Genomic DNA, 12825 nt, shown 5'->3' with positions numbered 1-12825 from the left:
GACAGGAATCGAACCAGTCGCACGTTCCTACACCAACTGCGCCCCCAGCGCCCGCACCACCCGCTGCAACCCCGCCTGTCCACCGGTGGCGACGCGCAGGCCGGTGATCTCGCGGCGCGGCGGGTAGTGTTTGCGCAGGGCGTCGAAGGCGGCGCGGCGGTTGGCGCTGTCGCCGGTCAGGCTGCGGCGGAAGGCGGCGTCGTCGCTGCGCGGGTCGTACACCGCGCGGCACAGCGTGGCCATGGCCCAGGCCGGGTCGCAGCCGGGGTTGAGTTGCAGGCCGGCGAGCCAGGTTTCCGGCAGCACGTCTTGCAGGCTCACGCGTTCGGCGATGCCGCGCCAGGCGCAGTAGGCCTGGTAGATCTGTGCAGTGCCGCGCAGCTTGCCTTCCAGGCTGTAGCCGGCGATGTGCGGCGTGGCGATCAGGCAGCGCGCGGCCAGCTCGGGGTCGGCCTGCGGTTCGCCTTCCCAGACGTCCAGCGCCACTTCCAGGTCGGCGCCGCCTTCGAGCAGGCGGCGCAGGGCCTGGTTGTCGACCACCGCGCCACGGCTGGCGTTGACCAGCCAGGTGCCGGGACGCAGGGCGGCCAGGCGGGGTTCATCCAGCAGGTGGCGGGTCGGGTGTTCGCCGTCGCGGTTCAGCGGAGTGTGCAGGCTGATCACGTCGGCCTCGGCCAGCAGCCGTTCCAGCGAGACGAATTCGCCGTCCGGCTCGCGCGCCTGGCGCGGCGGATCGCAGACCAGCACTTTCCAGCCCAGCCCGCGCAGCACCTCCACCAGCCGCCCACCGACCTGCCCAGCGCCGACCACCCCATAGGTGCGTTCGGCCAGGTCGGCGCCGCGCACCTCGGCCATCGCCAGCAGGCAGCCGAGCACATAGTCCACCACCCCGCGGGCGTTGCAGCCGGGCGCGCTGGACCAGGCGATGCCGGCCTCGGCGAAGTAGTCGAGGTCGAGGTGGTCGGTGCCGATGGTGCAGGTGCCGACGAAGCGCACCGGCGAGCCGGCCAGCGCGGCGCGGCTGACCTCGGTGACCGAGCGCACCAGCAGCACGTCGACCTCGGCCAGCGCCGCGCGGTCGATGGCGCGCCCGGGCAAGCGGCGAATGGAGCCCTGGTCGGCGAAGAAGGCGTCGACCACGGGAATGTTTTCATCGGCGAGAATACGCATGCAGACCTCCGCGAACGAGGCTGCACACTCTAGCAGGCCGAGGGCTCGCGGTGTTGCCGAACGGCTCGCGAGGCGGACCTGCCAGCGCCATGCGCAAGCCTCGACGATCGCGTTTTTCCCAACCACGACCGCGAACGATGGCCAGCTACAAGGAACAGAACCGCGAACGCCTCGTCCGTCTCCTCGACCAGGCGGCGGACGCCAGGGAGCCCGTTCATCGAGCCGGTAGCTCGCTCCGCTCCGGCATGGCCGCCAGGCGCTGGCGCATTTCCTCGCTGGCGGCAGGCCCGGCCTGTACGGTGCATTGCTCCAGCGGTACCGTTCGGCCATCGGCGAGAGCCGCCATGAACGAGCGCACCGGCCGCCCGCTTGTTCGCTCGACGAGCTGCACGCTCTGCCCTTCCTCTGCGTAGTGGCGATTGCCCCAGGCGACGAAAGCCATGAGCACGACACGAAAATCCTCGCCCTTGGCCGTGGGCACGTACTGATAGCGCAGCGGGCGCTGGCTGTAGGGCTGGCGTTCGAGCAGGCCCGCCTCCACCAGCGCGTTCAGGCGCCGGGTGAGCATGTTCGGCGCGATATCCAGGCTGCGGGAAAATTCGTCGAAGCGGCGCAGGCCCTGTAGCGCATCGCGCATGATCAGGATGCTCCACCATTCGCCGACCCGTTCCAGGCTGCGGGCGATGGGGCATTCGGCATCGGCGAAGGTCTTGCGTTGCATGGTTCTTCCTTGGCGAGGCTCACAAAGTGCTGGTCCGCATGTTACTTTCATGATGATAGTTACGTCCACTGACTGCTATTCCAACGGAACAGAAGGACTCGGACCCTCATGAGCAAACGTATCGTCGTCACCGGCATGGGCGCGGTCAGCCCGCTGGGCTGCGGAGTCGAACCCATATGGCAACGCCTGCTGGCCGGGCAATCGGGCATCGCCACGCTCCCGGCGGAGCTGATCGGCGACCTGCCCATCAGCATCGGCGGCCAGGTCCCCGACCGTGTCCAGGACCCGCAGGCCGGCTTCGATCCCGACCTGCTGCTGGCCGCCAAGGAACAACGCAAGATGGACCGCTTCATCCTCTTCGCCCTGGCCGCCGCGCAAGAGGCCCTGGCCCAGGCCGGCTGGGCGCCGCAGAGCGCCGAGGCGCAGGAGCGCACGGCGACCGTCATCGCCTCCGGGGTGGGCGGCTTCCATGCCATCGCCGAAGCGGTGCGGACCACCGACGGCAAGGGACCGCGACGCCTGTCGCCCTTCACCATCCCGTCCTTTCTCTGCAACATGGCGGCCGCCCATGTGTCGATCCGCCATGGCTTCAAGGGACCGCTGGGCGCCCCGGTGACCGCCTGCGCGGCGGGCGTGCAAGCCATCGGCGACGCGGCGCGGATGATCCGCGCGGGAGAGGTCGACGTGGCGCTCTGCGGCGGCGCGGAAGCGACCGTCCACCGGGTCAGCCTGGCCGGCTTCGCCGCCGCGCGCGCCCTGTCCAGCGATTTCAACGACAGCCCCGAACGCGCCTCGCGCCCCTTCGACCAGGCCCGCGACGGCTTCGTCATGGGCGAAGGCGCCGGCCTACTGGTCATCGAGGAACTGGAGCACGCCCTGGCGCGCGGCGCCAGGCCCATCGCCGAGCTGGTGGGCTACGGCACCAGCGCCGACGCCTACCACATGACCGCCGGGCCGGAAGATGGCAGCGGTGCCCGCCGGGCCATGCAGCAGGCGCTGCGCCAGGCCGGCGTGGAAGCGGCTGCGGTGCAGCACCTGAATGCCCACGCCACCTCCACCCAGGTAGGCGACAAGGGCGAACTGGCCGCCATCAAGGCCGTGTTCGGCACCGGCAGCGGGCTCGCCATCAGCGCGACCAAATCCGCCACCGGCCACCTCCTGGGCGCCGCCGGCGGCATCGAGGCGATCTTCACGGTCCTGGCGCTGCGCGACCAGCTCGCCCCCGCCACACTCAACCTGGAAACGCCCGACACCGACGCCGAGGGCCTCGACCTGGTTCGCGGCGAAGCCCGGCGCTGGCCGATGGAACACGCGCTGTCCAATGGCTTCGGCTTCGGCGGGGTGAATGCCAGCCTGTTGTTCCGGCGCTGGGTGTAGCGCGGCCGGCCCTCCGCCAGGCACTCCTGAGCACACTGGCGGAGGGGAAGCCACTCATGTCGCATGCCTCAGGGCGTGTGGGTTTTCCTGGTAGCTGCGTCGTGACAGTCTGTAGGCGCGATCTGGATTCGTGGGGCAATTGCTTGTGGAGTGGGCGTTCAATGGCCGATTTCGGCCAGAAGCTGTCTCTCGCATCCTGCGGTTGAATCCACACTCATAAGCTGTCAGTGGACACCATACTGGCAAAACCGTAGCCTGCCCGTAGAAACACTCGAAGATGCTATATGCTTCTGCAAAATTCATGCTTAGGCAAATACAAAATACACCGCGAAAGTTGAGAGCGCGCAAATGGAATTTGAGGTAGGATCAAGAACTGTTGAGATTAAAAAAAGGCGTATTCTCACCGCCAGCGTGAAACGGCAGGTAGCTATATTGAGTGGCTATCGATGCTCGTTCCCAGGCTGTGACCAAGACCTCATGCTCGATGGCTCGTCATTTATCGGGGAAATATCTTCGATCGAAGCCGTTCATTCTCACGGCCCAAGACACAACCCGTCTAAGGATGGAGACGAGCTACTTGAAATAGACAACTATCTTCTCTTATGCCCTAATCATCATGCGGTTATTGATAGGCAGCCTGAAATATATTCGACTGAGTGGCTAAAAAAGGCTAGGGAAGATCATCTAAGTAAAGTGTCAGAAGCACTGTCTGCCTCGAACTTTGTAGACGAGATAAAACTAGATGAGCAGGTTGAAGTTTCCTTAGAGGAAGCAATAGGTGTTTGGAAAGTAAATCGTGAAAACTCATCCGAGGAGTTCTGGCAAACTCTTCTGCAAAAATGTCCAGCTGTATTGTCACAGATATTTCCGCAAAGTATGTTTCAGCTAGGTAATAAATGCTACGTTGGTGGAAAATCTATAACAAACTCGGGTGGAAATCTCGTCGACTTTATCTACGCAAGCAGGCTGACTGGCAATATAGCATTGGTCGAAATAAAAACCCCGAAGACTAAATTGCTTGGAAAAAAGTATAGATCTAATGCCTATTCAATTAGCGAGGAGATGTCCGGATCATTTATTCAGGTGTTAAATTACAAAGACCAACTGATGAAAGAGTATTACAAGCTAAGCGAGGGCGACGAAGGTAGTTCCTTTTCTGCATTCAACCCAAAATGCTTAATTGTTATTGGCACGCTTGAATCAGAGCTTAAAGATGGGAATCAATACAAATCTTTTGAGCTATTCAGAAATAGCATGACGAATGTAGAGATTGTCACTTACGATGAGCTTTTTCAAAAGGCTCAAGACATTTTAGATATGGTCAAATAACACTGGTTGACGGTTCTGAGCCGATTTCTGCCTCTCATTACGGGCAGAAGCCGGCCAGAAGCGGTCATTAAGTGTCTAGCTAGTAGGTGCGATTCAATCGTCCTCGGCATGATCATCCTCAGAATACTCATCTGAATCTTCATGCAACTCGCGAATTTGGCTAGGGGGCATCCGGAAGATATTCTGGAGATGCCTTTGTTCTTGGTGGATAAGATTGTGGCAGCTGTTGCAAAGAGATATAAGATCTAAATCATTCTCGGCACCGAGCCTGTCATAGACGATGTGGTGCACGCATTCAGCGGGTCGCTTACAAGCTTGACATTCGTAGTCATCTCTATGAAGAATTCGGGCTCGCGTTCTTTCCCATTCCGGGGATTTATAATAGGTTCCAAATCTTGAGTTATCTTTCGTCGCTAACTCGCCAGCTTGAATCAATCTTTGAATTCGTTCCCGATGTTCTAGATATGCCCTTCTCCAAGCATCTCCTCTTCTTCTGTACCAAGCTGTAAGATCTTCCTTGGATCGTTCTTTCAGGAACTCATCGAAAGAGGGGAGCGATGCTAGGTCTGGATACTTGCTTTTACTAACGCTGCCTGTGTGATGCCCACAGAGAGTACATTGCATAACGACAGCAGTCCCTCCCGATTTATAAGTGCGTAAGCGAGCATCAGTGTGGCTGTGATCGCAACCTTCGAAGTTGGGAGGCGGGTCTTCTAACTGAAATACAGTATTAAATCCCACCTCGTCGAACTCGGGGAGACTATTTCCCTTATTTAATTCAGTAACGTAAACATCATGGCGAGCTGAATTCCAAATATCCCATTCAAACGTGAGCCGCTTATATAAGCCCTCATCAAATTCTGGTAGTTTTTCAATGTCGTATTCTTTCTTCTGTAGCGCCTTTGACTGAGCGCCACACGTTACGCATTGAGTGACGACGTGCAATGTTTCGTTGCGAAACTTTCGCCGAACTACACGCGTTTGGCTATGCCTGCAGCCATATGCCTCCGGCCTTGGAGGCTCAGGGTTCTCAAGTAGAAATCTCTCAACTGCAAGCTCAGGTGAGCTTTTGAATTGATCGAAATCCCGCTCTGGCAATCTGAATTTATTTTTTAGTTCGCGAATTTTTGTGCTTAAGTTAGCGATTTCAACCCCAGCGGCATCTCTTTCCTCCTTCGTTGCTGTTGCATCTTCCCTAGTACAATTAGCGTTAAATTCATCTATTTTCAGCTGAAATATCTTGGGAAGATACTCGTCAAGTGGATTGTCGGAAAATGGGTATCCCATGTGGCTCTATGTTCCCTTCTGAGGTTAGAGATGAGTTTTTCTGCATCCAATCTCTACGCCTTTTTGCGTTGATTTGCGAGCCCATCCCGTCACTGCTTTAGGTCTTCGATATCAGCGCGGAGTTCGGGCTCGGCTGGCGCGGGTAGCAGGCCGCTATTGGCCGATTGCTGCCCCTGACAAGAAGCCCCAAGCCCCCGAAGATCTGCACCCCGGTTTCAGACATCCGCCCCCTGCCCTATCCTCCCCCGCCACAACCCCAGGAGGCCCCATGCCGGTTTCGTTACCCTTCGAGCAAGTCGATGTCTTCTCCGAACAGCCCTTCAAAGGCAACGCCGTTGCCGTGGTGATTGGCGCCGACCGCCTGAGCAGCCGGCAGATGCTCGAGTTCGCCGCCTGGACCCAGTTGAGCGAGACGACCTTCCTGTTGCGGCCGACCACTGCCGAAGCAGACTACCGCGTAAGAATCTTCACCCCGCTGCGGGAGCTGCCCTTTGCCGGGCATCCGACGCTGGGGAGCTGCCAGGTCTGGCTGAACCAGGGGGGCGGCAATGCTGCTGACGAGATCGTCCAGGAGTGTCTGGCGGGCCTGATCCGCATCCGCCGCAAGGGCGCCTTGCTGTCGTTCGCGGCGCCTCCCCTGCTTCGTGGCGGAGCGGTCGAAGACGAGGTGTTGCGACGGATCGAGAGCGGGCTTGGCCTGTCCCCGGGGCAGGTACTCGGCAGCCAATGGGTGGACAACGGACCCGGCTGGGTCGCCGTTCGGCTGGCCACGCGTGACGAGGTCCTGGCCATTCGCCCGGACTACGCGAAGCTCGACGGGCTCAACGTGGGCGTGGTCGCGCCCTGGCAAGGTCCCCAGGCGGAGGCGGATGTGGAAGTGCGCGCCTTCATGGGCGAGGAGCTCAATGAAGACCCCGTCACCGGCAGCCTCAACGCGAGCCTGGCGCAATGGCTGATCGGCACGGGAGTCATGCCCGGGCGCTACACGGCAAGCCAGGGCACGGCCTTGGGTCGCCGGGGGCGGATAAGCGTCGAGCAGGTCGGCGGCGATATCTGGATCGGCGGTGAGGTACAGCCGGGCATGTCGGGGCGGGTCGTGTTCTGAGCCCATTCGTCGCAGGCAAAACCGGTCGTGAGCGGACACTCGATGCAGGGCTGGAGGATGCGTGCCGCGACACTGACGTGCTGGGGCAGCCCGAGTTCGTACTGTCGAGCGGTCCCGCGTATATATGGCTTTGATGCTAAAGTTGCGGAATGGAAAGAGGTTTACCGATGAAAAAGAGCAAAGGCTTAGTCGCAACCGAAATTCAGAGACTTGCCCAGGCCAATGGCGTTAGCGCGGAGCGCGATGGTCTGAGCCGGATGGCGCTCACCATCACGTGCCTGGCCGGCGACTCGGTATCTCTCGACAGCGTTGAGCAGATGCTGATCAACCTCAAGCGCAAAGGCGCACTAAGCAAGTCCCAGGCGTTCGATCTCCAGCGCCGCTACGTCATCGAGAAGCGCAAGGCGAAAGAGATACCTGGTGGATGAGTTTCGATCCCTTTGGTGACTTCGAAACGACTGGCTACCTGCGCAACAGCTTGGGTCTGAAAGATCCGGCGGAAGTGAAGGAAAACGAACACTTCTCCTTCGAAATGGGGCTCGATGAAGCCCTTTCCTATCTCGAACGCACAAAGGACCTGAACTACCAGGCCCTTTTGCAGGTACACAGGTTGTTGTTCGAGAAATTCTACCCCTGGGCCGGGCGTGACCGTCTCGAGCTGGTCCCTCATCTTTCTGTCTGGAAAGGTCCCAAGGGCGCTCCCAGACGTACCTTCTTCGAAAGTCCCGCGATGATCGAACGCGCGGTGGACTATGCCCTGAGCCTGGCGAGCAAGAAGCAGGGATTCATGCAGAAGCCCGGTGAGGTCATGGGACTTCTTTGCTTTGCGCATCCCTTTCTAGACGGCAACGGACGCTCGATTCTGCTGTTCTACATGGAGCTCAGTTATCGAGCCGGCTTTGCCATCGACTGGGCCAGCACACGCAAGGACGACTATCTCCAGGCCCTGGACGATGAGATTCACAATCCTGGCAAGGGTCACCTGGACCGCTACCTTGTCCCATTCGTTGTGCCTATCCACAGCCGTGATCAGTGGCCTGAGATCATCGGGCAAATCAACGGACTCGATGGTATGGATGGTGAGAACATTACCTACGAGAACCTCGATGATCCCGAGGTTCAGAAAGTCTATGCGGTGTATCACGCCGAGCATCCCTACCCAGCCAAAGATGGCACACCCGACTCCGAGCCCTAAGCTGCAGGCCGGAGGAGGTATGGGATTTCGCGTAATCCAGGCCCGGAGTGCCCAGCACACTGAGCGCAATTGGCCGGTAGCTGCCGCCCCGCAAGAACCCGCCCCCAACCGTCCTCTCTCCGAAGGCGTGCAGCCCTCGACGCTGCGGCCCAGCCCCCCACCGGGCCGCCCAGGCCCGGTGGCTCCGCCCTCCCCTCACCAGTTGTGCGTATAGCTCGCCGTCAGCACCGTGCCCGGCGCCGGCAGGTGGCTGGTGTTGTTGTTGTTGCGCAGCAGCTGGCTGTAGAGCGGGTAGTAGTCGCGGTTGAACAGGTTCTGGATGCCCAGGCTCAACTGGTCGTCGGGGGTGATGCGGTACTGGCTGACCAGGTCGACCGTGGTGTAGGTGCTGACCTGGCGCCGGCCGAAGCTTTCCACGCCGTCGAGGCGGTAGTCCTTGGAGTCGAAGAAGGTGGCCTGCAGGCGGTTGTTCCAGTCGGCATCCGGCTTGTATTGCAGGTAGGCGGTCAGCTTAAGCGGCGGCACGCGGTAGCCGGTCATGTCCTGCCAGTCCTTGCCGTCCGGCTTCTCGCGTCCGCGCATCCAGGTGGCGCTGCCGCCCGCGCCCCAGACTTCGTCGTCGCTGAGCCAGTCGGCGCTGGCCTCGACGCCGTAGATGCGCTCCTTGGTGCGGGTGAGGATCAGGCCGTTGTTGAAGCTCTGCACGTCGCCCAGCTTGGAGGTGGTGTAGAACAGCGCCAGGCTGCCCAGGGTGTTGCCGCCGATGGCGCCGCGCCAGCCGAGTTCGTAGTTGTTGGTCTTCACCGGTTCGAGGTTCGAGGAGCCGATATCGAAGCCACGGCGGGCGTTGCGCAGCTGGATGCCGACATCGGGCAGCTGGAAGCCCTGGCTGAAGGAGGCATAGATTTCCTGGCCAGCCACCGGCGAATAGACGATGCCGAGGTTCGACAGCACCGCGTCGTAGTCGAGGTCGCCGCCCTTGACGGTCACCGGCGAGGCGGCCTTGGACTCGGAGAGCGGGACGAAGTCGTCGAATTCGGCGGTGGAGTATTCGTAGCGCAGGCCGCCGTCGATCGACCAGTGTTCGTCGAAGCGATGCTGCAACTGGGCGAACGCGCCGGCGCTGCGGGTGCGTAGCGGCGGCATGTAGGTGAGCTTGCCGATCTTGTCGAAGACCAGCCCGCCGCTGGCGTCGTAGGCCGCCGGGTCGAACACGTCGAGCGGCATGTCGCTGCGTTCCTGGTTGTAGTCGCCGCCCCAGACCAGTTCGGTATTGCCGCTTTCGCCCAGCGGCGTGCGCAGGGTCAGGCGGCTGCCGAACACTTCGCTGTTCTGCATGATCTGGTCGACATTGCCGCCGCGGGTGGAGACGGCGCGGGCGTCGAACGGAGTGAAGCGGGTGAAATAGTCGCGGTAGTAGAGCTGCGCGGAGAGCCGGCTGCCGAGGATGTCGAGGTTCTCGTACTCGAGGTTCGCCAGGGTGTTGCGGATGCGGTTCTGCTCGTCCAGCTCCAGGCCTTTGATCGCGTTGGCCGGGACCGAGCCCGGCGGCAGCCTGGCGACCCTCGGGTCGGTGGCGTAGTCGGTGTCCTGGCGGGCGTCGTAGTGGCTGAGGGCGAGCTGCACGCGCTGGTTCTCGTCGATGCGCAGGCCGAGCTTGCCGCCGATGTTGTAGACGTTCGAGTCGAACAGGTCGCCCTGGCTGGGTTCCGGGGCGATGCGGTCGCCATGGGCGTCGTAGGAAGCGCCGACGTGACGGGTGCCGAAGTCGAACGAATAGTCGAGCGCCCCCAGGGAGCCGGCGAAGTATTGCTGGAACTGGCCGCCGAGGCCATCGCTGCCCAGCCGGGTCAGCGGCGAGGTGGCGCTGAGGCGGGTTTCCGCGCGGTTCTCGCCGCCGGCCGGACGGGTGGTGATGGAGATGATCCCGCCGGTGGCGCCGCTGCCGTAGATGGCGCTGCTGCCACGGATGACCTCGATCCGCTCGATCAGCGCCGGGTCGATGTTGGCCAGGTTGCGCGAGGAGTCGCGGTTGGTGTTCAGCGGCACGCCGTCGACCATCACCAGCATGCTGCGCCCGCGCAGGGTCTGGCCGTATTCGGTGATGGTGCGGCTGGAATCGGACATCCCCGGCACCGCCTTGGCCAGCACGGTGGCCAGGCTGTCGGAGCCCTGGCGCAGCTCCTCCAGTTGGGCATGCTCGATGACGGTGGACTGGCGCGTGGCGGAGACCAGGTCGCTGCTGGTGCGCGAGGCGGTGATTTCCATCTGCTCCATGTCCAGCGGTTCGCTGCGGGCTTGCGTAGCGGGCACGGCGGCTTCGCTGGCCGGAACGACGATGAAGGTATGTTCGTCCCTGGCCTGCGCCTTCAGGCCGCTATCCCTGAGCAACTGGCGCAATGCCTCTTCGGGGGTGAAACGCCCCTTCAGCGCGGGCGCCTGGCGGCCGGCGCCGAGATCGCCGGCGAAAAGGATCTGTACCGAGGATTGTTGCGCGAGGGCGTTGATCGCCTGGCCGAGCGGCGCGGCGGGCAGATCCACGTCGAGCTTTTCCTGGCCCTGGGCCGACACCGCCAGGAGCAGGCTGCTGGCGAGCAATGAAGGACGCAGGTGGCGACTGCGGAGGGAAAAATGCACGTCTCGATTTCCTATGCAGGTTGGCTTTTCCTGGATAGCCGCCACGGCGCGCGGGAAACCCTACCTGCGTCCGAGAATTATTTTCGCGTCGATTTGCGTTGGATCTCGACGCTGCCGTCCTCCTGCCGCGACACGGCCACGGGAAGGATGCTCGGCAGCAGGTCGAGCAGCCGGTCGGCGTTGTGCGCGGCGAAGACGCCGGTCAGTCGGAGGGAGGCCAGGCTGGGGTCGTCCAGGAGAATGGGCGCCTTGCGATAATGGCGCAGCAGCGCGACGGCTTCGCCCAGGGGCGTGCGCTCGAAGACCAGGCGGTCGTCTTTCCAGGCCATCGCCGTGGCGGCATCGACCTTGGCCAGCGGCATCAGTTGCCCGCCAATGGCATCGACCTGCTGGCCCGGCAGGAGCACGACTGGCGCTTGCGCCGTAGCCGAGGTGCCGACCTCCACCCGGCCACGCTCCAGGGTCACGCGGACATCGTCGTCCAGGCGGCGCACGTTGAACCGGGTGCCGAGCACGCGGATGTCGGTCGAACCCGCGGACACCACGAAGGGCCGATAGCGCGCCGGGGATACCTCGAAAAGCACCTGCCCCGCGCGCAACGCGACCCGGCGGCTGAGCGGGTGCCAACTGACCTCGATCTGGCTGCCGCTGTCGAGCAGGAGCTGGCTGCCGTCGGCCAGGGTCACGTCGCGCCGCTCACCGATGGCGGTGGCGAAGCGCTCGCGCTTGTAGGCCGGGTCCAGCCAGGCCAGGGCGCCGATGGCCAGCGCCAGCAATAGCGCGACGCCGGCCGCCTTGCTTGCCTTGCGCGATTTCGGCCGGGAGGGCGGCAGCGGGAACAGGTCCTTCAGCGCGTCGCGATGGCGCTCCAGGGCGTCGTCCAGCGGAACCTGCCCATTCCGTTTCGAGGGCTGGGTCATGGCCGTGCCTCGCCGCGGCCGAGCCGTTCCCGGCAGGCCGCCAGTCCGAGGCGCAGGTGCTTTTCCACGGTCTTGACGGAGATGCCGAGGCGGTCGGCGACTTGCGCCTGGGGAACTTCGTGGATCTTGTGCATGACGAAAACGGCCTGGCAGCGAGGAGGAAGCGTGGCGATGGCGTCGACCAGTGCCTGGAACTCGCGCTCGGCCTCATGGCGACCCATGGGCGTCGCCGCCATGCAGGCGACTTCCGGAAGCTCGGCGACGGCTTCCACCCAGGCGGTTCGACGACGGTCGCTACGATAGCGGCTCACGGCGGTGTCGTGGGAGATTTTCCGCAGCAGGGCCAGGGGCGTGTGCACGTCCTCCTTCTCGTCGCGTTCGAGCAACTGCACGCACACGTCGTGCACCACTTCGCGCGCCATGCCCCGGTCGCCGAAGCGCCGGCGAACATGGTCGACCAGTTCCTCGTAGTGACGAACCAGTGTGGACAACAGCGTCGGCTTGGCGGGATCGAACGGCACGATGCACCCAGGAAAGGAGCCTGGCTCCGAAGAATGGGGGGCGAGTGTAAATGAGAAACAGTCGCAGATGAAAGACCGGTCATCGTCAGGGATTGCCTGGGCTGGCGTGCGTAGCGGGCGGGTGGCTTTCGCCCGACCGCGCAACTGCCGAGCCAGGGCGGAGAGGGATCCCCTTTTCGCCCCGCTACTCAACCCCCCGGCCTTGCCGGGGGGCACCGCCTCCGTCGGTTATCGGTGTCTGCGTGCGTATTCCGCCTCGAACAGTGACAGGGCGTCGCTGAGCAACGACAGCAGGGAACCGGTGATGCGGCAGATGCTTTCACCGGGCTCTTCGGTTTCGTCGAGCAGGTCGAGGACGCTCAGCGTTCCGATCGCCGACTCCAGCCGGCGGCGGGCGGTGTCGAACAGGTCTTCGCTGGCTGCGCTGCTGTCCAGGTAGAGGGTGGCGCAACCGGGGTGCTGGTTGCATTGCGAGGTGCGTCGCAGGGGGATGAAGGTGGAAGGGGACTGTGCGGTTATTGCGGGATTCGACGTATCATCGTGAGAGAGGGTGAGAAATACCT

At 62.5% G+C, this 12825-nt stretch carries 12 protein-coding genes; 5 read left to right on the top strand and 7 right to left on the bottom strand.

Annotated elements, in window-relative coordinates:
• Positions 1 to 27 precede the first annotated feature (27 nt).
• Both pdxB and JHD77_RS10620 read right to left on the bottom strand, forming a co-directional pair.
• The gene (gene pdxB, locus JHD77_RS10625) at positions 28 to 1170 is read right to left on the bottom strand and encodes a 4-phosphoerythronate dehydrogenase PdxB (protein WP_023085067.1); all 1143 of its coding nucleotides are present in this window, start codon (positions 1168 to 1170) and stop codon (positions 28 to 30) included.
• 214 nt (positions 1171 to 1384) lie between these two features.
• Positions 1385 to 1891 (bottom strand): winged helix-turn-helix transcriptional regulator, encoded by a 507-nt coding sequence (locus JHD77_RS10620; protein WP_003086962.1) that lies wholly within the window; start codon positions 1889 to 1891, stop codon positions 1385 to 1387.
• Between the two features lie 108 nt (positions 1892 to 1999).
• Here JHD77_RS10620 and fabF point away from each other — a divergent pair, with 108 nt between their 5' ends.
• Together fabF and JHD77_RS10610 are read left to right on the top strand one after the other, a co-directional pair.
• Entirely contained in the window at positions 2000 to 3268 is a 1269-nt protein-coding gene (fabF, locus tag JHD77_RS10615) for a beta-ketoacyl-ACP synthase II (protein ID WP_003122983.1), read from the top strand.
• Between the two features lie 348 nt (positions 3269 to 3616).
• Positions 3617 to 4597 carry a Shedu immune nuclease family protein gene (locus JHD77_RS10610; RefSeq protein WP_020750495.1) on the top strand — a complete coding sequence of 327 codons (981 nt, stop codon included), beginning with the start codon at positions 3617 to 3619 and terminating at the stop codon, positions 4595 to 4597.
• Positions 4598 to 4690: 93 nt separating this feature from the next.
• Here the strand turns inward: JHD77_RS10610 and JHD77_RS32340 are convergent, their stop codons facing one another.
• Positions 4691 to 5884: an HNH endonuclease gene (locus tag JHD77_RS32340; RefSeq protein WP_176608084.1), complete on the bottom strand. Its 1194-nt coding sequence runs from the start codon at positions 5882 to 5884 to the stop codon at positions 4691 to 4693.
• Positions 5885 to 6152: 268 nt separating this feature from the next.
• Here JHD77_RS32340 and JHD77_RS10600 point away from each other — a divergent pair, with 268 nt between their 5' ends.
• The 3 genes from JHD77_RS10600 (at position 6153) to JHD77_RS10590 (ending at position 8184) form a co-directional block, all read left to right on the top strand.
• Positions 6153 to 6989: a PhzF family phenazine biosynthesis protein gene (locus JHD77_RS10600; RefSeq protein ID WP_003082875.1), complete on the top strand. Its 837-nt coding sequence runs from the start codon at positions 6153 to 6155 to the stop codon at positions 6987 to 6989.
• Between the two features lie 167 nt (positions 6990 to 7156).
• A complete protein-coding gene (locus JHD77_RS10595) occupies positions 7157 to 7417 on the top strand; it encodes a hypothetical protein (protein ID WP_003102002.1) in 261 nt (86 codons plus the stop codon).
• Positions 7414 to 8184, top strand: a complete 771-nt coding sequence (locus JHD77_RS10590) for a Fic/DOC family protein (protein ID WP_023112887.1) — start codon at positions 7414 to 7416, stop codon at positions 8182 to 8184. The genes JHD77_RS10595 and JHD77_RS10590 overlap by 4 nt, the downstream gene beginning before the upstream one ends.
• Positions 8185 to 8379: 195 nt before the next feature.
• On the opposite strand, the gene JHD77_RS10585 is transcribed toward JHD77_RS10590, so the two are convergent.
• From JHD77_RS10585 to JHD77_RS10570, 4 genes are all read right to left on the bottom strand, one after another.
• Positions 8380 to 10821 carry a TonB-dependent siderophore receptor gene (locus JHD77_RS10585; RefSeq protein ID WP_003082867.1) on the bottom strand — a complete coding sequence of 814 codons (2442 nt, stop codon included), beginning with the start codon at positions 10819 to 10821 and terminating at the stop codon, positions 8380 to 8382.
• Between the two features lie 77 nt (positions 10822 to 10898).
• Complete coding sequence (locus JHD77_RS10580) at positions 10899 to 11741, bottom strand: FecR family protein (protein WP_003101998.1); 843 nt, start codon at positions 11739 to 11741, stop codon at positions 10899 to 10901.
• Positions 11738 to 12262, bottom strand: a complete 525-nt coding sequence (locus JHD77_RS10575) for an RNA polymerase sigma factor (RefSeq protein WP_003449595.1) — start codon at positions 12260 to 12262, stop codon at positions 11738 to 11740. Before JHD77_RS10575 ends, JHD77_RS10580 begins: the two co-directional genes overlap by 4 nt.
• A gap of 228 nt (positions 12263 to 12490) precedes the next feature.
• Positions 12491 to 12781 carry a hypothetical protein gene (locus JHD77_RS10570; RefSeq protein WP_174818327.1) on the bottom strand — a complete coding sequence of 97 codons (291 nt, stop codon included), beginning with the start codon at positions 12779 to 12781 and terminating at the stop codon, positions 12491 to 12493.
• Between the last annotated feature and the right edge of the window lie 44 nt (positions 12782 to 12825).

Origin of the sequence: Pseudomonas sp. P20 (assembly GCF_016463925.1) — a bacterium.
GTDB lineage: Bacteria > Pseudomonadota > Gammaproteobacteria > Pseudomonadales > Pseudomonadaceae > Pseudomonas > Pseudomonas aeruginosa.
Note: the sequence above shows the minus strand (reverse complement) of the source record. Positions and strands in the feature narration are given on the sequence as shown.

Excerpts from the sequence above, each read along its gene's own strand:
- fabF (WP_003122983.1), top strand. The coding sequence starts at position 2,000 with ATGAGCAAACGTATCGTCGTCACCGGCATGGGCGCGGTCAGCCCGCTG.
- JHD77_RS10620 (WP_003086962.1), bottom strand. The coding sequence starts at position 1,891 with ATGCAACGCAAGACCTTCGCCGATGCCGAATGCCCCATCGCCCGCAGC.
- JHD77_RS10595 (WP_003102002.1), top strand. The coding sequence starts at position 7,157 with ATGAAAAAGAGCAAAGGCTTAGTCGCAACCGAAATTCAGAGACTTGCC.
- pdxB (WP_023085067.1), bottom strand. The coding sequence starts at position 1,170 with ATGCGTATTCTCGCCGATGAAAACATTCCCGTGGTCGACGCCTTCTTC.
- JHD77_RS32340 (WP_176608084.1), bottom strand. The coding sequence starts at position 5,884 with ATGGGATACCCATTTTCCGACAATCCACTTGACGAGTATCTTCCCAAG.
- JHD77_RS10600 (WP_003082875.1), top strand. The coding sequence starts at position 6,153 with ATGCCGGTTTCGTTACCCTTCGAGCAAGTCGATGTCTTCTCCGAACAG.
- JHD77_RS10610 (WP_020750495.1), top strand. The coding sequence starts at position 3,617 with ATGGAATTTGAGGTAGGATCAAGAACTGTTGAGATTAAAAAAAGGCGT.
- JHD77_RS10580 (WP_003101998.1), bottom strand. The coding sequence starts at position 11,741 with ATGACCCAGCCCTCGAAACGGAATGGGCAGGTTCCGCTGGACGACGCC.
- JHD77_RS10590 (WP_023112887.1), top strand. The coding sequence starts at position 7,414 with ATGAGTTTCGATCCCTTTGGTGACTTCGAAACGACTGGCTACCTGCGC.